Origin of the sequence: Thermomonas sp. (assembly GCF_035369645.1) — a bacterium.
GTDB lineage: Bacteria > Pseudomonadota > Gammaproteobacteria > Xanthomonadales > Xanthomonadaceae > Thermomonas.
Map to the genome: position 1 here is coordinate 1 of NZ_DAOOUM010000044.1, position 21,345 is coordinate 21,345.

At 61.6% G+C, this 21,345-nt stretch carries 20 protein-coding genes; 10 read left to right on the forward strand and 10 right to left on the reverse strand.

Features of this window, described 5'->3' with window-relative positions; all coding sequences use genetic code 11:
• Together PK789_RS09085 and PK789_RS09090 are read right to left on the reverse strand one after the other, a co-directional pair.
• The coding region (locus PK789_RS09085) for a sigma-54-dependent transcriptional regulator (protein WP_324308446.1) at positions 1-1,394 on the reverse strand (1,394 nt) is incomplete at its 3' end.
• 73 nt (positions 1,395-1,467) lie between these two features.
• Positions 1,468-3,075 (reverse strand): sensor histidine kinase, encoded by a 1,608-nt coding sequence (locus PK789_RS09090; protein ID WP_324308447.1) that lies wholly within the window; start codon positions 3,073-3,075, stop codon positions 1,468-1,470.
• Positions 3,076-3,205: 130 nt separating this feature from the next.
• Between PK789_RS09090 and sucC the strand changes: the two genes are divergently transcribed.
• Together sucC and sucD are read left to right on the forward strand one after the other, a co-directional pair.
• Positions 3,206-4,372: an ADP-forming succinate--CoA ligase subunit beta gene (gene sucC, locus PK789_RS09095; RefSeq protein WP_324308448.1), complete on the forward strand. Its 1,167-nt coding sequence runs from the start codon at positions 3,206-3,208 to the stop codon at positions 4,370-4,372.
• Positions 4,373-4,384: 12 nt separating this feature from the next.
• Entirely contained in the window at positions 4,385-5,260 is an 876-nt protein-coding gene (sucD, locus tag PK789_RS09100) for a succinate--CoA ligase subunit alpha (protein ID WP_324308449.1), read from the forward strand.
• 75 nt (positions 5,261-5,335) lie between these two features.
• On the opposite strand, the gene PK789_RS09105 is transcribed toward sucD, so the two are convergent.
• On the reverse strand, positions 5,336-7,519 hold the full coding sequence (locus tag PK789_RS09105; protein WP_324308450.1) for a sodium-translocating pyrophosphatase: 2,184 nt from the start codon (positions 7,517-7,519) through the stop codon (positions 5,336-5,338).
• A 168-nt stretch (positions 7,520-7,687) separates the two neighbouring features.
• Between PK789_RS09105 and PK789_RS09110 the strand changes: the two genes are divergently transcribed.
• Positions 7,688-8,200 (forward strand): hypothetical protein, encoded by a 513-nt coding sequence (locus tag PK789_RS09110; RefSeq protein ID WP_324308451.1) that lies wholly within the window; start codon positions 7,688-7,690, stop codon positions 8,198-8,200.
• Positions 8,201-8,303: 103 nt separating this feature from the next.
• Positions 8,304-9,161: a hypothetical protein gene (locus PK789_RS09115; protein ID WP_324308452.1), complete on the forward strand. Its 858-nt coding sequence runs from the start codon at positions 8,304-8,306 to the stop codon at positions 9,159-9,161.
• Between the two features lie 15 nt (positions 9,162-9,176).
• Here PK789_RS09115 and PK789_RS09120 read toward each other — a convergent pair whose 3' ends face one another.
• From PK789_RS09120 to PK789_RS09130, 3 genes are all read right to left on the reverse strand, one after another.
• Positions 9,177-9,401, reverse strand: a complete 225-nt coding sequence (locus tag PK789_RS09120) for a DUF167 domain-containing protein (protein ID WP_324308453.1) — start codon at positions 9,399-9,401, stop codon at positions 9,177-9,179.
• A gap of 86 nt (positions 9,402-9,487) precedes the next feature.
• On the reverse strand, positions 9,488-10,294 hold the full coding sequence (locus PK789_RS09125; protein WP_324308454.1) for a CsgG/HfaB family protein: 807 nt from the start codon (positions 10,292-10,294) through the stop codon (positions 9,488-9,490).
• A 71-nt stretch (positions 10,295-10,365) separates the two neighbouring features.
• On the reverse strand, positions 10,366-11,622 hold the full coding sequence (locus PK789_RS09130) for a 6-phosphofructokinase (protein WP_324308455.1): 1,257 nt from the start codon (positions 11,620-11,622) through the stop codon (positions 10,366-10,368).
• 128 nt (positions 11,623-11,750) lie between these two features.
• Here PK789_RS09130 and PK789_RS09135 point away from each other — a divergent pair, with 128 nt between their 5' ends.
• Both PK789_RS09135 and mpl read left to right on the forward strand, forming a co-directional pair.
• Positions 11,751-12,329, forward strand: a complete 579-nt coding sequence (locus tag PK789_RS09135; protein WP_324308456.1) for an adenylate kinase — start codon at positions 11,751-11,753, stop codon at positions 12,327-12,329.
• A 12-nt stretch (positions 12,330-12,341) separates the two neighbouring features.
• On the forward strand, positions 12,342-13,703 hold the full coding sequence (mpl, locus tag PK789_RS09140; RefSeq protein ID WP_324308457.1) for a UDP-N-acetylmuramate:L-alanyl-gamma-D-glutamyl-meso-diaminopimelate ligase: 1,362 nt from the start codon (positions 12,342-12,344) through the stop codon (positions 13,701-13,703).
• A gap of 50 nt (positions 13,704-13,753) precedes the next feature.
• On the opposite strand, the gene PK789_RS09145 is transcribed toward mpl, so the two are convergent.
• On the reverse strand, positions 13,754-15,673 hold the full coding sequence (locus PK789_RS09145; protein WP_324308458.1) for a bifunctional DedA family/phosphatase PAP2 family protein: 1,920 nt from the start codon (positions 15,671-15,673) through the stop codon (positions 13,754-13,756).
• Between the two features lie 58 nt (positions 15,674-15,731).
• Between PK789_RS09145 and PK789_RS09150 the strand changes: the two genes are divergently transcribed.
• From PK789_RS09150 to PK789_RS09160, 3 genes are read left to right on the forward strand one after another with little or no spacing between them, the layout of a single operon-like run.
• On the forward strand, positions 15,732-16,553 hold the full coding sequence (locus tag PK789_RS09150; RefSeq protein WP_324308459.1) for an SDR family oxidoreductase: 822 nt from the start codon (positions 15,732-15,734) through the stop codon (positions 16,551-16,553).
• A gap of 25 nt (positions 16,554-16,578) precedes the next feature.
• On the forward strand, positions 16,579-16,998 hold the full coding sequence (locus PK789_RS09155) for a VOC family protein (RefSeq protein WP_324308460.1): 420 nt from the start codon (positions 16,579-16,581) through the stop codon (positions 16,996-16,998).
• Position 16,999: 1 nt separating this feature from the next.
• Entirely contained in the window at positions 17,000-18,232 is a 1,233-nt protein-coding gene (locus PK789_RS09160; protein WP_324308461.1) for an acetylornithine transaminase, read from the forward strand.
• Here PK789_RS09160 and PK789_RS09165 read toward each other — a convergent pair.
• Positions 18,229-19,131: an ion transporter gene (locus PK789_RS09165; RefSeq protein WP_324308462.1), complete on the reverse strand. Its 903-nt coding sequence runs from the start codon at positions 19,129-19,131 to the stop codon at positions 18,229-18,231. The genes PK789_RS09160 and PK789_RS09165 overlap by 4 nt on opposite strands.
• Before the next feature lies 1 nt (position 19,132).
• Positions 19,133-20,416, reverse strand: coding sequence for a glutamate-1-semialdehyde 2,1-aminomutase (gene hemL, locus PK789_RS09170; protein ID WP_324308463.1), 1,284 nt, complete (start codon positions 20,414-20,416; stop codon positions 19,133-19,135).
• A gap of 89 nt (positions 20,417-20,505) precedes the next feature.
• Between hemL and PK789_RS09175 the strand changes: the two genes are divergently transcribed.
• Positions 20,506-20,697 carry a rubredoxin gene (locus PK789_RS09175; RefSeq protein WP_324308464.1) on the forward strand — a complete coding sequence of 64 codons (192 nt, stop codon included), beginning with the start codon at positions 20,506-20,508 and terminating at the stop codon, positions 20,695-20,697.
• A gap of 4 nt (positions 20,698-20,701) precedes the next feature.
• Here PK789_RS09175 and PK789_RS09180 read toward each other — a convergent pair whose 3' ends face one another.
• Positions 20,702-21,148, reverse strand: coding sequence for a DUF192 domain-containing protein (locus PK789_RS09180; RefSeq protein WP_324308465.1), 447 nt, complete (start codon positions 21,146-21,148; stop codon positions 20,702-20,704).
• Positions 21,149-21,345: the final 197 nt, after the last annotated feature.

The window sequence follows — 21,345 nt, forward strand, 5'->3', positions numbered from 1 at the left end:
AAGGTGATGCCCAGTTGCGCGGCGGTGCGGGTTTTGTTGAAGCGGTTTTCGGCCAGTGCCAGTTCGATGGTCTTGCGCTCGATTTCTTCGATGAAGCTGGGCAGGGCACTGGTGGCGGATTCACGCGGGTCGATTTTGCTGGGATCCAGGCCGATTGGCGTTACCTGGGTGGCGTTGGCGTTGGCGGTGGCGGGGCGGTGCAGATCCGGCAGGCGCAGGTCGGTGGCGCGGATGCCATCGTCGTCGGCCAGTGCGAAGGCGCGCTCAAGGATGTTTTCCAGCTCGCGCACATTGCCGGGGAAGCTGTAGTGCGCCAGTGCTTCGATGGCGTCGGCGTGCAGTACCGGCTGCGGGCGGCCTTGCGCGGTGGCCAGCCGGGTGAGGATGGCGTCGGCCAACAGGCTCAAGTCTTGCCGGCGTTCGCGCAGCGGCGGCACGCGCAGTTCGATCACATTGATGCGGTAGTACAGGTCATGCCGGAAGCGGCCTTCATCGACCAGTGCGGCCAGGTTTTTGTGGGTGGCCGAAAGAATGCGCACATCGACGGCGACTTCGGCATTGGCACCCACCGGGCGGACTGATTTTTCTTGGATGGCGCGCAGCAGTTTGACCTGCATGGGCATCGGCAATTCGGCGATTTCATCCAAAAATAAGGTGCCACCCTCGGCGGCCTGAAACAGCCCGGTCTTGTCGGCATGGGCACCGGTGAAGCTGCCTTTTTTGTGGCCGAAAAACTCGCTTTCCATCAGTTCGGCCGGGATCGCGCCGCAGTTGACCGGCACAAACGGGCCGGAGGCGCGCGCGCCTTCGTCGTGGATGGTGCGTGCCACCAGTTCTTTGCCGACGCCAGACTCGCCGGCGATGTACACGGGGGCTTGGCTGCGGGCGACCTTGGCCAAGGTGGTGCGCAGTTCGGTCATGGCCGGCGACTGGCCCAACAGGCGTGCGGCCATGCCGCCAGTCGGTGCTGTGGGCTTGCTGGTGTCGCCGCCGGGCGGGCGTGGCTGGCTGCCAAGTTTCAGCGCGTGCTGAACAAGGCCGCGCAGCACGGTGAGGTCCACCGGCTTGCTGACAAAATCGAAGGCACCGGCTTTCAGTGCGCCAACTGCGGCTTCTTGGTTGCCGAAAGCGGTGATCATCGCCACCGGGGTGTGCGGGTAGAGCTGGGTGATCTCTTGGACCAGTTCAACCCCGGAGCCGTCGGTCAGGCGCATATCGGTCAGGCAGAGCGCGTATTGGTTGTGCCGTAGCAGCGCGCGCGCGTCGTGCAGGGAGGAGGCGGTATCGCTTTTCAAGCCCATTCGGCCAAGGGTCAGCACCAGCAGTTCGCGGATGTCGCGCTCGTCATCGACGATGAGGACGCTATTGGTCGTGCTGCGGGCGGGTGTGTTCATTAAGGCCACGATACCCAATTGCCGCGCTGCGTCCAAGTGCGACGTTTTGTGACAATGTGCGAAGGCGTATGGCTCAGGGGGTGGCGATGGCCCTGGCCCCGGTGAGGCGGATGCGGAAGCAGGTGCCGCCGGCCGGCAAGGGGATGTGGATCAGCTCGGCTTGGTTGGCCTGACACATCTCCTGCGCCAGATACAGGCCCAGCCCGGTGCCGTGGCTGGAGGTGGTGAAAAACGGCCGGAACATCTGCGCGGCCACGGTTTCGGGGATGCCGGGGCCGCGATCTTGCACGTCCAGCACCGGCGCGCCCTTGTCGTCGCGGTGCACATGCACGCTGACCTGCGCCGGTTCGCCGGGCATGCGCCCATACACCAGCGCGTTGTGCACCAGCACGGTGACGATTTGCTGTAGCTGGCGGCGGTCGGCCAAGCAAGGTAGCGGCCCGCCGGTGTGCTTGATGTCTAACGTGTCGTTGTCCAGTGGGTGGCTTTCGAGGTAATCGGCAACGAATTGACGGGCAAATGCACCCAAATCCAGATGCTCGTGCTGCGCGCGTTCGCGCCGGGCCAAGCCCAGCACGCTTTCCACGATGCCGTTCATGCGCCGGGTTTGCTGGTAGATGATTTCCAGCAGGCGGCGGTCGGATTGGTTGATGTCTTGCGACTCTTCCAATAATTGCGTGGCGTAGCTGATGGCGGCCAGCGGGTTGCGAATTTCATGGGCCAAGCTGGCGGAAAACCGGCCCAAAGTCGCCAAGGTCAGGCTTTCGGCGCGGCGCGAGGCCAGTTCGGCATCATCCAAAAACACCAGCACTTGGTCGCCATCGGCCAGCATGCGCGCAAACCGCGGCAGGATTTCCGGCAGGTCCTGCGCCAGCTGCAAGGGCGTGGCGTCCTGATTGCCGCTGCGCTCCCACAGGCGCAGCCGTGCGTATAGGGGGGGTGCGGCGGTGGCCAGCATGCGCCGACCCTCGCCGGCGGCACCCAGATGCAGCAACGCGGCTTCATTGGCCAGCCGAATTTCGCCATCACCGTCCACCAGCAGCACGCCGGTGCGCATGCGGCGGATGATCAACTCGTTGACTTCGGCCAAATTGGCGGCTTGGCTGCCACGGTGTTCGGCCAGCGCCTCGGTGGCGCGCAGTTGTTGACCCAGCAGGCTGGTCAGGGTGGCGATGGCCAGATAACTCACCGCGAACATCGGGATTTCGATCAGCGGACGGGTGATGGCATCGCTGCTGAGATAGCTCCAGCCCAGTTGCAGCGCCAGTGCCACGCTGGCGATGGCGGCCAGCACCAAGCCCTTGCGCAGTGGCAGAAACAATGCGGCGGCACCGATATTGAACAGCAACATCATCGCAATGCCCGAGGCCACGCCGGGTAGGGCATTGGTGGCCAAGGTGCTGATCAAAATGTCGATGCTGATACCCAGCACCACTTGCGTGGTGATGTGGCCACGGCGACCGCTGAAAAATAGCGCCACCGCGGCGATCAGATACACGATGGCGATGGCGATGGCTAGATGCGGGTGACGCGGCTCGCCAAAAATCAGTCCAACCGGCGCGAATACGGTCAAGCACAGCAAGGCCGCTTCCAGCAGCCGGTACAGGGTGAAGGAGTACAGCTCGCGGCGGATTGCGGTGTGCAGCGCGGGGCTATCGGGGAGGGCGGGAAGGCTGGTCATCTGGCGAGTATGCAAGATCCATACGGTTTGGCAGCGCATGACGCGCCGCAACACGCTAAAATGGGTGTCCGCCCGCGTGCGGCCGGGGTGCCCGGCAGCGCGGAGCGTCCGTCCTCTCCCCGGGTGATCCATGAATTTCCACGAATATCAGGCAAAACAGTTGTTTGCCGATTACGGCATTGCAGTTCCAACCGGGCGCGTCGCGCGCACGCCCGAGGAGGCCGTTGAAGCGGCCAAAACCATTCCAGGTGGCCTGTGGGTCATCAAGGCGCAGATCCACGCCGGCGGCCGCGGCAAGGCTGGCGGTGTGAAGCTGGCCAAGACCTTGGACGAGGTGCGCGAGTATGCCAAGGGCATGCTGGGCACCAAGATGGCGACCTACCAGACCGCCGGCGTCGAGCTGCCGGTGGATTCGGTGTTGGTGTGTGAAGGCACCGACATCGCCAAAGAACTCTACTTGTCGGTGCTGGTGGATCGCGATACCAAGTCGATCACCTTCATTGCCTCCGCCGAAGGCGGCATGGACATCGAACAAGTCGCGCACGAGAAGCCCGAAGCCATCAAGACCCTGCACGTCAATTACGTGCAAGGCTTGCAGCCGTTCGAGTGCCGCGACCTTGGGTTTGCGCTGGGCCTGACCGCCAAGCAAGTGGGCCAGCTGACCAAAATCATGCTGGGCCTGTATCGCCTGTTCAACGAAAAAGATTTGGCCTTGGTGGAATTGAACCCGCTGGCCATTCTCACCGACGGCAACCTTGCCGTGCTGGACGGCAAGATCAATTCCGATGACAACGCCAGCTTCCGCCACGCCGATCTGACCGCGATGCGCGACATCCGTCAGGAAGACGAAACCGAAGTGCGCGCCAGCCAGTACGACCTCAATTACGTCACCATGGACGGCAATATCGGCTGCATGGTCAATGGCGCCGGTCTGGCGATGGCCACCATGGATGTGATCAAGCTGGAAGGCGGCGCACCGGCCAACTTCCTCGACGTCGGCGGTGGTGCGAATAAAGAACGCGTCACTGAGGCGTTCAAGCTAATCCTGTCGTCGGACAAGGTCAAAGCCATTTTCGTCAACATCTTCGGTGGCATCGTGCGTTGCGACATGATCGCTGAAGGCATCATTGCGGCGGTCAAGGAGGTGGGCGTGAAGATCCCGGTGATCGTGCGCTTGGAAGGTACCAATGTCGAAGCGGGCAAGGACCTGCTGAAGAACTCCGGCTTGGCCATCATTCCGGCCGACGACATCAACGATGGCGCGAAGAAGGCGGTTGCCGCCGTCGCCGGCCAGTAAAAGGAACCCACCATGTCTGTTTTGATCAACAAAAATACCAAGGTACTGGTGCAGGGTTTCACCGGCTCGCAAGGCAGCTTTCACGCCCAGCAGATGCTGGATTACGGCACGCAGGTTGTGGGCGGTGTGACGCCTGGTAAGGGTGGCAGTACGCACCTGGGTCTGCCCGTGTTCGATACCGTGGCGCAGTGCGTGCAGGCCACCGGTGCTGATGCCTCGGTCATCTATGTGCCGCCGCCGTTTGCGGCCGACGCCATCATGGAAGCCGCAGCGGCTGGCATCAAAGTCATCGTGTGCATCACCGAAGGCATCCCGGTGCTGGACATGCTGCGCGTCAAGAACGTACTGAAGGGCTATGCCGATACCGTATTGGTCGGCCCCAACTGCCCCGGCGTGATCACCCCCGGCGAATGCAAGATCGGCATCATGCCCGGTCATATCCATCTGCCGGGCAAGATCGGAATTGTCTCGCGCAGCGGTACGCTGACCTATGAAGCGGTCAAGCAAACCACCGACGTGGGCCTGGGCCAGAGCACCTGCATTGGCATTGGCGGCGACCCGATCAACGGCACCAACTTCATCGACGCGCTGACGCTGTTCCAGAACGACCCGCAGACCGAAGGCATCATCATGGTCGGCGAAATCGGCGGCAGCGCCGAGGAAGACGCGGCCGAGTTCATTGCCAAGCACGTCACCAAGCCGGTGGTGGGCTTTATCGCCGGTGCCAGCGCGCCGAAGGGCAAGCGCATGGGCCACGCCGGTGCGATTGCGTCGGGTGGTTCCGGCACCGCCGAAGGCAAGTTTGCGGCGATGGAAAAAGCCGGTATCACCACCGTGCGCAGCCCCGGCGATTTGGGTGCGGCGATTGCCAAGCGCTTGGCGAAGTAATAAGTCAGGCGCACAAGGCTGACACAAAAACGGCGACCGCAAGGTCGCCGTTTTTGTTGCTGCGTATTGATGAAACTACTGCGCTGGCTTGGCCGCATCGGCAGCGGGTGCCGTTTCCGCTGCAGGGGGTGTTGCAGTGTCCACGACCGCCGGCGTGGCTTGCATCTGCGCTGTGGCCGGTGCGCTCACCGCTACCGGTGGTTTGGCCGCATCACCGCTGCTGGTGACCGGCAGCAGCGGCACGATCAGCAGCGCCACGATATTGATGATCTTGATCAGCGGGTTCACTGCAGGTCCGGCGGTGTCCTTGTACGGGTCGCCCACGGTGTCGCCGGTGACGGCGGCCTTGTGCGCCTCGCTACCCTTGCCGCCAAAGTGACCGTCTTCGATGTACTTCTTGGCGTTGTCCCACGCGCCACCACCCGTGGTCATGGAAATGGCCACGAAGATGCCCGTCACAATCGTGCCGATCAGCAAGCCGCCCAGCGCCTGTGGGCCCAGTGCCAAGCCCACTACCACCGGCACTGCGACCGGCAACAGCGATGGCACGATCATTTCCTTGATCGCGGACTTGGTCAGCATGTCCACCGCCTTGTCGTACTGCGGCTTGCCGCTGCCATCCATGATGCCCTTGATCTCGCGGAACTGGCGACGCACTTCTTCCACCACGCTGCCCGCCGCGCGGCCGACGGCTTCCATCGCCATCGCGCCGAACAGGTACGGGATCAGGCCGCCGATCAAGAGGCCAATGATGACCATGTGGTTGGACAGGTCGAAGGTGAAGGTGACGTCGGGGTGCGCGGTCTGCAGGTTGTGGGTGTAGTCGGCAAACAGGACGAGTGCCGCAAGCGCCGCTGAGCCAATCGCATAACCCTTGGTGACGGCCTTGGTGGTATTGCCCACGGCATCCAGCGGGTCCGTCACGTTGCGCACCTCGCTGGGCAGCTCGCTCATTTCCGCGATGCCGCCGGCGTTGTCGGTGATCGGGCCGTAAGCGTCCAGCGCCACGATCATCCCGGCCATCGAGAGCATCGAGGTGGCGGCGATCGCAATGCCGTACAGCCCACCCAGCGCATGAGCCCCCCAGATCGACGCGCACACCGCCAGCACCGGCAGTGCGGTGGACTTCATCGACACGCCAAGGCCCGCGATGATGTTGGTGCCGTGGCCGGTGGTGGATGCCTGCGCAACGTGCTTGACCGGTGCGTACTGGGTGCCGGTGTAGTATTCGGTGATCCACACGATGACGCCGGTCAGTGCCAGCCCGATCAGCGCGCAGCCGTAGAGGTTCATTGCACCGAATGACGCATCAGCCATCAATTGCGTGGTGATTGGATAGAAGGCGATGGCTGCCAAGACCGCCGACACAATCACACCCCGATACAGCGCACCCATGATGTTGGGGCTACTGCCCGACACTTTGACGAAGAAGGTGCCGATGATGGAGGCAATGATCGACACGCCGCCCAATACCAATGGGTACAGCACCGCGTGCTGACCGACGCTGGCCACCATCAGGCCACCCAGCAGCATCGTGGCAATCACCGTCACCGCATAGGTTTCGAACAAGTCGGCGGCCATGCCGGCGCAGTCGCCCACGTTGTCGCCTACGTTGTCAGCAATCACCGCCGGGTTGCGCGGGTCATCCTCGGGGATGCCGGCTTCGACCTTGCCCACCAAGTCCGCGCCCACGTCGGCCCCCTTGGTGAAGATGCCGCCGCCCAAGCGCGCAAAAATCGAAATCAACGAGCTACCAAACGCCAACCCTACCAGCGCATGCAAGGCTTCTTTTTCCTCGACCCCCATCTTGCCCAGCACGTACCAGTAGCCGGCCACACCCAACAGGCCCAGGCCCACCACTAACATGCCGGTGATCGCGCCACCTTTGAACGCCACATCCATCGCCGGGCCCATACCTTTGCGGGCGGCTTCGGCGGTGCGCACATTGGCGCGCACCGAGACGTTCATGCCGATGTAACCGGCCGCGCCCGAGAGCACCGCGCCGATGGCAAACCCAATCGCGGTATGGATATTCAAAAACACACCAATCAACACCAGCAACACCACGCCGGCGACCGCGATGGTTGAATATTGTCGGTTGAGATACGCGCGTGCGCCTTCTTGAATGGCACCGGCGATTTCCTGCATACGTTCGTTGCCAGCAGGTTGTTTGTTGATCCAAGCCGCGGCCCATAGGCCATAGGCGATTGCGATGACGGCGCAGACCAGCGCCAGTACCAAACCATATTGCTCCAGCATGAATCCCCTCCCCGGGTGTTCGAAATGGAAGACGGCAGGTTGATGCGCCTACTCCTGTGGTAGGCGACGCCTGACTATCGCATACCCCAGCGTGAATTGGAGAGCCGTACACAGGATTCAGCTTAGACATGCGAATCTGCCTGCATTGCGATGAAAACGAGGTGTTCGATGCTGCGATTGCACATGATTTTGGCTGGCATGTTGCTGCCGATGGCTGCCGCGATTGCGGGTGGGCAGCAGGCGGAAATTCAGCGCGGGCCGATGACGCCGCAAGCACAGGGCGTGCTGCATACGCTGCGTACCATCCCGGAAGCGTGCGCGCGCTTGCAGGGGCAATTCACCGGCACCGCCACGGCCCCTTACACACTCACGCCGGTGCGCACCAGTGAGCGCTGCCAAGCGCGCGCGCAACTGCAAGACGCACACAAGGTGCAGGCATCCACCGCCAATGGTTGGATCTTGAACGACGAACTCCGCGTGCCCAATGCCAGTTGCCCCGGGCAGCTTGCGGTCATCCGCATTTGGCGGAAAGAAGCCGTCGCAGCAACCCCCAAACTTGATGCGCAAGGCCGCGTGCGTGTCTATCTCAAAGACGGTCTGGATGCTGCAACTGCCGGCAAACTAGGCGCACGGCCACAGTACGCGGTGGCGATGGCGGTGGAGGGAAACAGCTGTAAGTGACCCCCGCGTTCGCGGGGTGTTGCCGCCATCAGACGCGCCCTAGTCTCTGCGGATAGGGGAAAAGGAGCGCGCGATGAAGTATTGGTTGCTAGGTGGCGCATTGTTGGCCAGTGCATTGGCCAGTGCGGGCGATGCAAAGGATCAGTGGCGCAAGGACAATCTATACAACGCGAAGCTGCAGGAGCCGGTGTCCACGATGGTGGTCAGCGGCGTAAACATCCGCCTAGGAACCGTGCTGGAACGTCTGACCCTGCTGTCCGGCGAAGGCCATGGCGGGAAGAAAGCGGCGGGTGCGGCGATGGCCCTCGGTCTCACGCTGCTGGGGGTTGGCGGCGTCGATACCGCCTCGCGCGAACCACTCGCGGAGCAATTTTTGGAAGACGATGCGCGCCGGATCGGGAACGAGATTGGCGAATCGATCCAGCAACATCTCGTGGTGCCAGGTGTGGCCATGGCACCGTTGGAGCAGGTCGGTTCCGTGGACGCGCTGCGTGGGCAAAAGATCGCGCATGTGATCAGCAACGACACTATGACCGTCAAGGGGGGGCGGTTCAAGGCCGACCGCTATTACGGTTATTACATGGTGCCAGTCGCACCCTACGGCTACCGGGCACGACCTAAGATAAATTTTTCCATTGGTGACGGTGAGGTGTCTCCCGCTGTGCGCGCCGCGACCGGTGCCCAAGCCGCGATCAATGTGGACGTGTTCTTGGTGAACACGCGCAAGGCGTTGCAGGTGCAGGAACTCCGGGTTGAGGTGTTGACGCCGCAGATGATCGGTCGCGGGCGCGATACCCCGGTGTTCGTGTTCGAACTGCCGGAAGGATCGTTGGCGATTCCGGTCACTAGTGACACCCACAAAGACAACTATGTGGCGTGGCAGCAGATGCGGCCGGGCTTTGAATCGGCGCTGGCAGATCTTGGTTCGCAGATCCGGATGGCGCTGGACAAGGGTCGCTGAGACTCGGTCGCGGGATCAATCCGGCACCAGCACGCGCTTGAGTTTGCTACCCGCACCCGTTTTGATGGTGATGGCGGCTTTCGTGCAGCCAAAATGGTGGGCCACCAAGGCAATCAATTCCGCGTTGGCCTTGCCATCCACGGGCGCAGATTTGAGCTGCGCCAACCAGGTGCCATCGTCTTGCTGCGTGAGCGTGCTGACGCGCGAATGGGGTTTGGCTTTGACGTGCAGGATGCGCATGCACACAGGATCGCATGTGATGTGTATCGACAAAAGCAAACGCCCGGCGAGACCGGGCGTTTGTATCATCGCAACAACGGCTTGACTCAGTTGCCGGTTTTCAGCCTGCCACCCTTGCCAAGGCCACCACGCACTTCTTGCGGACGGTAGTCGCGCATGGCGCGCACAAGGTTGTTGTAAGCATTGGCAAATGCAGCTGCCAGTGCTTTGCCCTCGGGGGTGTTGGTATAGCCACCCAGCGCACCAAAGCCGCCGCTACCGCCACCGCCAATGCCCAAACCAAAATCAGTCTTGGTGGCATTGCCTTGCGCCACACCAATCTGCACGCCGGAGCGGTTGTCGATCATGGTCAGGATGGTTTCGGCTTTCTTGAACTTCAGGCCGCCCACCACCGCACCAATCGCACCGGCGCGTCCGCCAAACGCACTGAGCACACCGCCAATGCCGCCTGCATTACTTTGCGAGAAGTTGATGCTGGGGTTCATGGTGTAGTCGGCGGCCACCATCTGGCCCTTGCCGAAGTTGCTACCTTCGCGCAGCTCACCGCTATCCATCAACGCGCGTTCTTGCATCATGTTTTTCATGGCGCGGCCGCGTTCGACCACCACGAAACAGTTGGACTGCTGAATCAGCATGCGGATCACCGGAATGGTGGACGGCAGGCGCAGGTCCGAGGTCAGGTAGCGATACCAGTCGCCATCTTGTTCTTCCACCACGGCAATGGTGCCCATCGGCTCATCGCAGGATTCCAAGTTAGCGGCGGCACCTTTTGCATTAGCGCCGGCAGCGGCACCCTGCGGATCATTCTGCTTTTTATTCCATTGGGCTTGCGCGGGGGTGCTGGCCAAGGCCAAGGCCATTGCCAGTGAAGTGAGCGCAATTGCAGTTTTCATGGGTTGGTTCCTGAATCAAGTGACTTTGAGAGAGAGGGGATAAGCGTTTGCAAGTGTAAGCTAGATGCAGCTCACACTTTCCATGGGCGTAGCTTGCGCGGCACATGCAGCATGCTGGGAGTAACGTAATTGGGCAGTCCATCCCGGCCATACGGGGGATAGGCTTCCCCTTCGATCAAGGGTGATAGGTAGTGACGGGCAGCGGTGGTAATGCCATAGCCATCTTTGCGAATAAAACCCTTGGGCATGGTTTTTTCTTGATTGGCAATGCGTGCCAGCGGGGCGATGTCGATATGCCAGCGGTACGGCGCATCGCTATCGCGCACGATCACCGGCATCACCGCGTTTTGCCCGTTCAAGGCGCATTCGACCGCCGCCCGCCCCACCGCCATCGCCTGTTCCAAGTCGGTCTTGCTGGCCAGATGCCGCGCCGAGCGCTGCAGGTAGTCGGGCAGGGCCCAATGCACCTTATAGCCTAGGACGTCATTCACCCGGCCCGCCAGATGCGACGCCACGCCCCCCAGCTGGGTATGCCCGAAGCTGTCCTTGCCGCCGCCAGCATCGGCCACGAAGCGGCCATCGGCGGTGCGGATGCCCTCGCTGGCCACCACCACGCAATAGCCCACGCGTTTGACGATGGCGGCCACCTTCGCCATGAAATCGGCTTCGTCAAACACGCGCTCGGGGAACAAAATCAGCTGCGGGGCAGCGTCTTTGCCCGTGCCTGCCAAGCCTGCCGCTGCCGCCAGCCAACCGGCGTGGCGGCCCATGGCTTCATACACAAACACCTTGGTTGAAGTTTCCGCCATCGCCGCCACATCCAGCGCGCATTCGCGCACCGACACGGCGGTGTACTTGGCCGCCGAACCAAACCCCGGGCAGCAATCGGTGACGGCTAAATCGTTGTCCACGGTCTTGGGCACGCCCACGCAGGTCAGTGGGTAGCCAAATTCGGCGGCCAGTTGCGAGACTTTCAGCGCGGTATCGGCCGAGTCATTACCGCCGTTGTACAAGAACCAGCGCACATCGTGAGCTTTGAAAACATCCAGCAATCGCGCGTACTTGGCGCGGTCGTCTGCCAGCGACTTCAGCTTCAACCGGCAACTGCCAAACGCGCCACCGGGGGTATGCGCCAAACCTTTGACTTCGGCGGCAGTTAGCGTGGTGGTGTCGATCAACTCCTCGCGCAGCGCGCCCAAAATGCCGTTACGTGCGGCCAGCACGCGGACTTTTTTGACTCGCGCAGCTTGCAGTACGGCAGATGCGGTGGCATTGATGACGGCGGTGACGCCACCGCTTTGGGCATACAGCAGGGTACCTGCGGGCATGGGAAAATCCTTCAAATGGGATGCCTGAATTGGCGGCGAAATGCAGTAAGCTGGCCGGGTTTCGGCGCAAAATGCAGTCTAGCGCCGTCTTGCAAGACAATTCACGAGACATTTTTTGGAGTGATTCGATGCGATTGGTTCTATTGGGTGCACCGGGGTCCGGCAAGGGTACCCAGGCAACGCGCTTGAAGGAGCATCTTCAGGTTCCGCACATTTCCACCGGCGACTTATTGCGTGCCGAAGTGGCTGCCGGCAGCCCGTTGGGCCTGCAAGCCAAAGAAGTGATGGCGCGTGGCGATTTGGTCAGCGATGACATTTTGCTGGGGATGCTGAAAGACCGCTTTTCGCGCGATGACACCCGCGCGGGGTTCATTTTGGATGGCTACCCGCGCAACTTGGCGCAAGCCGGTGCACTGGACAAGCTGCTGGCCGAATTGGGGCAAAAATTCGATGCCGCCGTGCAGTTGGTGGTGGATAACGAGCAAATCATCGAACGTCTAGCCGGCCGCGCCAAGGCCGAAGGGCGTTCCGATGACACCCCCGAATCGGTGCGCCATCGTTTGAATGTGTATGACGAAAAAACCGCGCCGGTGGTGGATTTTTATCGCCAGCATGGCCAGCTCACCGTGGTGGATGGCGTGGGCGCGCTGGATGAGGTGTTCACCCGCATCGTGGAAGCGATCCAGCACGGGCATGACCTTGGCTGAGTTGATGGCGGGATGAAACTTCATATCCTCGGCATCGCCGGTACCTTCATGGGCGGCGTCGCCGCGTTGGCGCGCGAACTTGGCCATGCGGTGGAAGGCAGCGATCAAAATATCTATCCGCCGATGTCCACCCAGTTGGAACAGCTGGGCATCGCCTTGAAGCAGGGTTACGTGCCGGCCAATATCGGCAGCGATTGCGATACGGTGATCATCGGCAATGCGTTATCACGCGGCAATGCGGCGGTCGAGCATGTGCTGGATGCCGGCCTGCGCTACACCTCCGGCGCGCAGTGGTTATCCGAACAGGTGTTGCCGGGCCGCGATGTGTTGGCGGTGGCCGGTACCCACGGCAAGACCACCACCACCACGATCTTGAGTTTTTTGCTGGATGCCGCAAAACGCGTGCCGGGGTTTTTGATCGGCGGCGTGGCCGAGGATTTTGGGGGGTCAGCACGGCTGGGCACGGGGCGCGAATTCGTGGTCGAGGCCGACGAATACGACACCGCGTTTTTCGACAAGCGCAGCAAGTTTGTGCATTACCGGCCGTTGGTGGCCATCCTCAATAATCTGGAATACGACCACGCCGATATCTTTCCCGATGTGGCCGCCATCCAGCGTCAATTTCATCACTTGGTGCGCACCGTGCCGCGGCGTGGCCGCTTGCTCGTCAACGGGCATGATGTGCACTTGGCCGAGGTGCTGGCGATGGGCTGCTGGACGCCGGTGGAGCGCTTTGGCTTCGATGAAAGCTTCGAATGGAGTGCGCGCAAATTGCGCGACGATGGCAGTGCATTTGTGGTGTTGCACAACGGGGTTGATGTGGGGTGCGTGGAGTGGTCGCTGCTGGGTGACCACAATGTCTTGAACGGCTTGGCCGCGTTGGCCGCGTGTGCGGCGGTGGGTGTGGATATTGTTGGCATCCTGCCGGCGCTTGCGCAGTTTCATAGTGTGAAGCGGCGGATGGAAGTGATAGGCCAGCACGCGGGTATTACCGTGTATGACGACTTTGCCCATCACCCCACCGCCATCCACACCACGCTGGCCGGGTTGCGTGCCAAGGTCGGCGATGCGCGCATCGTGGTGGCGATGGAGCCGCGCAGTAATTCGATGCGCCTGGGTGCGCATGCCGATGCGCTGGCACCCTCGCTGGATATTGCCGATGCGGTGATTTTTCTGGCGCGCCCAGAATTGCCTTGGGATGCAGGCAGAGTGATTGCCAGCGTGCGCGGGCATGCACAAGCGGTGGCCGATGTGGATGCGCTGTTGGCCGCGCTGCACACGCAGGTGCGCAGTGGCGACCATGTGGTGTTCATGTCCAACGGCGGGTTTGATGGCGCACCACGGCGGTTTTTCGAGGCTTTGCAGCAGCGATAGTCGCACGGCGGTTTTCTCCTTCCCCTTGCAGGGAAGGGCTTTGCCGAGCGTCAGCGCGGATGCGTCAACACCTGTAGCGCGTTGTCGGCATCGAGCATCTGCAAATCCTTCGGCAGCGCATGCGCAGGCGGTTCCGGTTTCCACAACGTCAATAAACGTAAACGGCGGCGCAGCTGCATATTTTCATAGCGCGCCACCCACAGCGGCGTGCCATCCGCCACACGCACCGGTGCCGGCCATACCCGCAACACTTCAATCTGCGTGGGCGTTTTTCCCACCCGCCGCAGGAGGAGTCGTTCGGGGTGCGCATCCAGCGCCAGTGGCAACACCGGGCGTTCGGCGGGCGACAGGCTGTCATTCATCAGACCGAGTGCGCTTACCCAATCTGCGGCGGGTTGTGCTTGCCAACCGTGCGCCAACAGTGTGTGTTTGAGGGTGGACAGATCGCCGGCGATTTCCAAATCAAAACGCACGCTACCCGCGCCCAAGCCCTGTGCTTTCCAATCGGCCATGGTGATGGTTTGGGTAGGAGGCGGCGGCTCAAAGCGCGCCAAGGTGTGTGGGGCGCTGCGTGGGGCATACCAACAGGCGGCCAACGCGAAGGCACCATAAAACGTCCAACCCAGCGGACGCATCCAAAACGAACGCTCGCTATGGCGGCGATACGCCACGCCAATCACTAGGACCCACATGGCACCCAGCAACACGCCGCCAATGATGTCGGACAGCCAATGCGCACCTAAGTACAAGCGTGCAAAGCCCACCAAGGCGGTGGCCACACCGGTCAACAAATACGGCCAAACCCGCTGCCGGCCGGGTAATTCGCGGGCGATTAGTACTGCAAAAAAGCCAAACACCACCGTGGTCATGGTGACTGCCACCGAGGGGAAGCCAAAGCCTGCCGCAGCAAAGGGTGGGCGCGGCATGTCGATCACCGCATCCAGTGCTTCGGTCAGGCCCAGCCCGATGGCAATGGCGGCCACCCAGTGCAGTGCCGCTTTCCAGCGCCGTCGCCACAGCAGCCATGCCAATGCCGCAGCCGATGCCGCGCCTAACACCGGTGCACTGCCAATGGCCGCCAAGGTGGCCATTGCGCGGTCTGCCAGCGGGTTGCGCAGTGAAAACATCAACGCATACACATCGTGATCCAACAGCAAAGGACCGCCGCGTGCCAGCAAGGTGACACTGAACCACGTCCATAGCCACGCCACCGCAAATAGACAGATGGCCAGCAATAAAATCGGCGCGGTTTCTGGGCGACGCCGGTCAATCAGTGCGCCCACGTAGTGGCGCAAGCGTGGGTGCGCATGCGTCCAGCGCAGTGTGCGTGCCAGCAGGCTGTCGGCATGCAGTGCAAACCAGCGCCATGTGTACAGCACCAGCGCCCACGCCAAGGCCAAGGCGGTGATCAGGCCAAGCAGCACCAGCAAGAGTTTGTCGGCCACCGCCGCCACCGCATCGTAGGCCTGCCCCAGTGCCCAGCCCGGCAGCAAGAACAGCACCGCCCATGACACGCAAGCCAGACCACTGGCCTTGAGATAGCGTGTAAGCGGCATGTTTGCCATGCCCGCAATCGCCGGCACAAACGGCCGCACCGCGCCCACATAACGTGCAATCAAAATACTTTTGAAGGCATTGCGACGGAACAAATTTTCACCGCGCTCCAACAGGCTGGGGTAACGCCGAAACGGCCACACCCCACGCAGGGACTCGCCCCAGCGGCGGCCCACCCAATAGCTCAGACCATCGCCCGCCAGCGCGCCCAGTGCTGCGCAGGTCACCGCATACGGGCCTGATAATTCGCCCATGCCAATCAGTACGCCGATGGCAATCATCAACGGCAGCGCCGGTACGATGGCCCCCAAGATGATGACTGCATCGCTAAATGCAATCAGAAAGACCAGCGCGCCCGCGGCCAGCGGATGGGCGCTGATCCAGGCGATGGTGGTGTCGAACCAGACGCTATGCATCGGCGGATTATAGGTGGCGGGCTTACACTTCCATGCTGATTTCAGACAGGAAATGCATATGACCACGCTGGCTGGCAAGACTCTGTTCATCACCGGGGCTTCCCGCGGGATCGGTTTGGCGATTGCGTTGCGCGCGGCGCGTGATGGCGCAAACGTGGCAATTGCCGCCAAATCCGAGGTCGCCAACCCCAAATTGCCCGGCACTATCCACAGCGCCGCGCAGGCCGTCATCGACGCGGGTGGCCGCGCGTTGGCGCTCAAATGCGATATTCGCGAAGAAGAACAAGTGCGTGCCGCAGTGGCGGCGACGGTGGATATGTTTGGCGGGATCGATATCCTCGTCAACAACGCCAGTGCGATCTGGTTGCGCGGCACGTTGGACACCCCGATGAAGCGCTTCGACCTGATGCAACAGGTCAATAGCCGTGGCAGTTTTCTGTGCGCGCAAGCGTGCTTGCCGCATCTGTTACAGGCGGCGAACCCGCACATCCTTACCCTGTGCCCACCGCCCACGCTGGATCCCAAATGGTGGGGCCCGCACACCGGCTACACCTTGGCGAAAATGGGCATGAGCTTTGTCACCCTTGGGCTGGCCGCCGAGTTTGGCCCGCAGGGCGTGGCGGTCAATGCGCTGTGGCCACGGACGTTGATTGCCACCGACGCGCTGCACATGATCCCCGGCGTGGATGCTGGCAACGGGCGCTCACCCGCGATCATGGGCGATGCTGCGCATGCCGTGCTAACGCGCAATGCGGCCGAATGTAATGGTCAATTTTTGATCGATGATGATGTGCTGCGCGCTACCGGCATCACCGATTTGTCGCACTACGCAGTGGATCCCAGCAAGCCACTGCTGCCCGACTTGTATCTGGATGCTTGAGCGTGTCACTTTTAAAGGACGTTGAATGAAATACCTGCATAGCATGGTGCGCGTGCGCGATGTCGAGGCATCGCTACGGTTTTATTGCGAAGGTTTGGGTTTGCGCGAAACCCGGCGGATGGACAACCCGCAAGGCAAGTTCACCTTGATCTTTTTGGCCGCCGATGACAACCCCGATGCCGAAATCGAGCTCACCCACAACTGGGGCTCCGATGAGGACTACGGCACGGCCCGCAACTTCGGCCACCTTGCGTTCCGCGTCGATGATATTTATGCCACCTGTCAGCGCTTGCTGGACATGGGCTACACCATCCATCGCCCACCTCGGGATGGGCATATGGCGTTTGTACGCTCGCCGGATTTGATCTCGGTGGAATTGTTGCAAGACGGCCACTTGGCGCCGCAAGAGCCGTGGGTTTCGATGCCCAATACAGGAGTTTGGTGAGATGACAAGCGACACAAATACCGCCGCGCTGTTGGCACTGGGCCGCGAGCGTCTGCTGCCCGTGTACAAGCAACGCGAGTTGATCCTTGCCCGCGGCGAAGGCGCACGCCTGTGGGATAGCGAAGGCCGTGACTATGTGGATTTTGGTGCCGGGATTGCCGTGTGCAGCCTGGGGCACTGCAACTCGGAGCTGAATGCTGCACTGATCGAGCAAGCCGGCAAGCTCTGGCACACCAGCAATGTGTTCTACAGCGAACCACCGCTGCGGCTGGCACAAGAACTGGTGGCAGCCTCGCGTTTTGCCACCCGCGCGTTCCTGTGCAACTCCGGTGCAGAGGCCAATGAAGCGGCGATCAAGCTGGTGCGCAAATGGGCCAGTGATCGCGGCCGTGGGCCCGAGCGCCGCACCATCATCACCTTTCACGGCAGTTTTCACGGCCGCACCTTGGCCACCGTCACCGCCACTGCGCAGCCCAAATATCAACAAGGCTACGAGCCGTTGCCGGGCGGCTTTCGCTATGTGCATTTCAACGACATTCACGCGCTAGAAACAGCGATGGCCAGCGGCGATGTCGCCGCCGTCATGCTGGAGCCGGTACAGGGCGAAAGCGGCGTCATTCCTGCCGCGCCCGGCTACTTGCAAGCGGTACGCGCGCTGTGTGATCAGCACGATGCACTGCTGGTGCTGGATGAAATCCAGGCTGGCATGGGCCGCACCGGCAGCCTGTTTGCACATTGGCAAGATGCGGTGACACCCGACATCGTCACCTTGGCCAAAGCCCTCGGTGGCGGCTTTCCCATCGGCGCATTATTGGCGGGCCCAAAGGTCGCCGATGCGATGCAATTTGGCGCGCACGGCACCACCTTCGGTGGCAATCCGCTGGCCGCAGCGGTGGCGCGAGTGGCGCTACGAAAACTCGCTTCGGACGAGATCGTCGCTAATGTGCAGCGCCAATCACACGCCCTGCGTGCAGGCCTCGCCGCGATCAACACAGACCTGGGTTTATTTGCCGAAGTACGCGGCCGTGGCTTGATGCTGGGCGCGGTACTCACCCCCGAACACGCCGGCAAAGCTGCCGCGATTCTCGACCACGCCGCCGCGAATGGCGTGCTGCTGCTTCAGGCCGGACCCGATGTGTTGCGCTTGGTGCCTGCACTCAACATCAGCGATGCCGAAGTTGCGGATGGGTTGGTGCGGCTGCGTGGGGCACTGGGGGCGTTTGTGCGCAGTTAGGGCGCGCTGTTGTCCACATGCGGCAGCGCCTCGCCGCATTTACGGCAAAACCATGCGTCGTCGTCGTGCTCGGTCAGGCTGCATTGTGGGCAGCGCACCTGCACGCGACCGCGCGTGCGCATGGTGCGGGCCAGTTCGGCGCTGTAGATGCCGGTGGGCACCACAATAATGCTATAGCCGATGATGATCAGCGTGGATGTCAAAAAACGCCCGACACCGGTCGCAGGTGACAAGTCGCCGTAACCCACGGTAGCCATCGTCACCACCGCCCAATACATGCCGGTAGGAATGCTATCGAAACCATGTTGCGGGCCTTCCACCACGTACATCAGTGCGCCGAAGATCACCGCGATGGTCAGCAGGGTCAGCACGAAGATCAGAATCTTGCGCCGGCTACGGATCAGCGCGTGGGTCAGCAGGCCGGCCTCATCGGAGTATTTCACCAGCTTGAGGATCCGGAAGATCCGTAGCAGCCGCAGGATGCGCACCACCGTGAGTGATGCGCTGGCCGGGAACAGCAGTGACAGGAAGGTTGGCAGGATTGCCAGCAGGTCGACGATGCCGAGGAAGCTGCGGGCATAGCGCAGCGGCGCGCGCACCACCCAGATCCGCACCGAGTACTCCACCGCGAACAACAGGGTGAACACCCATTCTGCCAAGTACAGCTGGACGTGCCAGCGCGCCTTCACATCCGGGTCGCTGTCCAGCAGCACCACCAGCACGCTGGCGACGATGATAGCGATCAGTGCGAGGTCGAAATTGCGCTCGCTACTACTTTCGTGGTGGAACATCAGGCGATACAACCGGTAGCGCAAGCCCTCCCGGCTGGCGGGTTGCAGGACGGGGGCGAAGAATTCGCCGCCGCCATCGTTGCCCCGCACCGGCTTCGCATCACCCATGTCAGATCTCTTGGAATGCCGCACGCGCCGCGTCGATGGTGTCAATAATCACATCGTCAGTGTGCGCAATGGACATAAAGCCGGCTTCGAAGGCGGACGGTGCAAGGTACACGCCGCGCTCGCGCATCGCGTGGAAGAAACGGTTGAATGCGGCGGTGTCGCAGGCCATCGCCTGCGCAAAGGTGTCCACAGTTTCTGCGCTGAAAAATAGGCCAAACATGCCGCCCACACGTTGTGTGCTGAAGGCCACGCCGGCATCGCGCGCGGCGGCCTCTAGGCCATCGCACAGGGCATGGGTTTTGGCCTCCAATGCATCGTAGAAGCCCGGCGCTTGAATCAAGTCCAACATCGCCAGCCCCGCCGCCATTGCCACCGGATTGCCGCTGAGGGTGCCGGCTTGATAGATCGGTCCACTCGGTGCGATCTGCTGCATCAGTTCGCGGCGGCCGCCGTACGCGCCTACGGGCATGCCGCCGCCGATGATTTTTCCGAAGGTGGAAAGATCCGGCGTCACCCCGTAGCGCGCCTGCGCGCCGCCGAGTGCAACGCGGAAACCGGTCATCACTTCATCAAAAATCAATAGTGCGCCATGCTGCGTGCAAAGTGTGCGCAAATGATGCAGATAGCCATCGCGTGGCGGCAGGCAATTGGCGTTGCCCACTACCGGCTCGATGATCAATGCCGCGATGTCGCTACCGCAGTCGTCAAACAGATGTGTTGCAGCATCAAAATCGTTGTAGGGCAATGTCAAGGTCAGGTCGGCCAAGGCCTTGGGAACGCCCGGCGAGGTGGGCACGCCGAAGGTCAATGCACCGCTACCGGCTTTGACCAAAAACGAATCGCCATGACCGTGATAGCAGCCTTCAAATTTGACGATGCGACTGCGCCCGGTGGCACCACGCGCAAGCCGAATCGCCGACAGTGTGGCCTCGGTGCCGGAGTTCACCATGCGCACCATTTCGCAACTTGGAATCAGCTGGGTGATGGTCTCGGCCATCGTGACTTCCAGCGGGTTTGGTGTTCCAAAACTCAGGCCATTGCGCGCCGTATCAATCACCGCCTGTAGCACCTTCGGATGATTGTGGCCCACGATCATCGGCCCCCATGAGCCGACGTAATCGATATAGCGATTACCATCGGCATCGAACAAATACGGTCCCTCCGCGCGCTGCACAAAAAACGGCTCGCCGCCCACTGATTTGAAGGCGCGCACCGGTGAATTGACGCCGCCGGGCATCAGCGATTGGGCGCGGGTGAACAGGGCGTGCGAGTGGTCTGAGTTCATGTTGGTCTGCTATGACGAAGCGGCAAAAAATGGCGAAGGCTACGCGAGGATGGGACAATCCACGTAACCATCTTTGGATTATCGCGCCAATGCCTGCTCCCGTCTCCGATGCCCCCTTTCGCAGCTATATGTGCGTGGTTTGTGGCCATGTCTATGACGAGGCGCAGGGGGCGCCTGAAGATGGCATTGCGCCGGGCACGCGGTGGGAGGATGTCCCCGAGACGTGGACGTGCCCGGACTGTGGTGTTGGCAAGGACGACTACGAGTTGATCGAGGCCTAAGCGATCACTTGGCCTGCGGAATGCTGGGTGCAAACGTGAGCACCGCACCATCTTGCAACTTTAGTTTTTCAGCTTGACCGGCGTTGAGTTCAAGCACGTAACGTGCTGGTGCATTGCTGGGGTAGGGCGGGCAGCCGTCGCCCAGTGAGCACGGTGGTACATCGCGTTGTTGTGACACCAGCTTACGGTCGTTATCGAAGTACAAAATATCCAGCGGGATTTTGGTGTTTTTCATCCAGTAGGCCTGTGGCTCTTGCACGTCGTGAATGAACAACATGCCGCGATCGGCAGCCATGGCGTCACGGAACATCAAGCCGCGGGCGCGCTCGGCGTCATCCTTGGCAAGCTCGACCGTGTATCGGTGGCCAGCAAGCTCCACCCATGGTTGGCGCGCATCGGCGCAGGCAGACAGCGAACAAGTGACAAGCAGAAAAAGAGCGATGCGTTGCATCTGGGTGTCTCGTAGCGATTGAACAAGCGCGCACCATGCGCGCGATGCCCGTAATTCGTCAACACGTCAAGACTGTTCAAACATCAAAAACATGGGCAAGATGCGCCCCCTCGCCGCTACTGACCTTGGTCACACGCGGTGAGGCCATCAACGCCCCCGCAAGAGGGTATTGACGGCGGCAAAAAAGGCTGCATAAT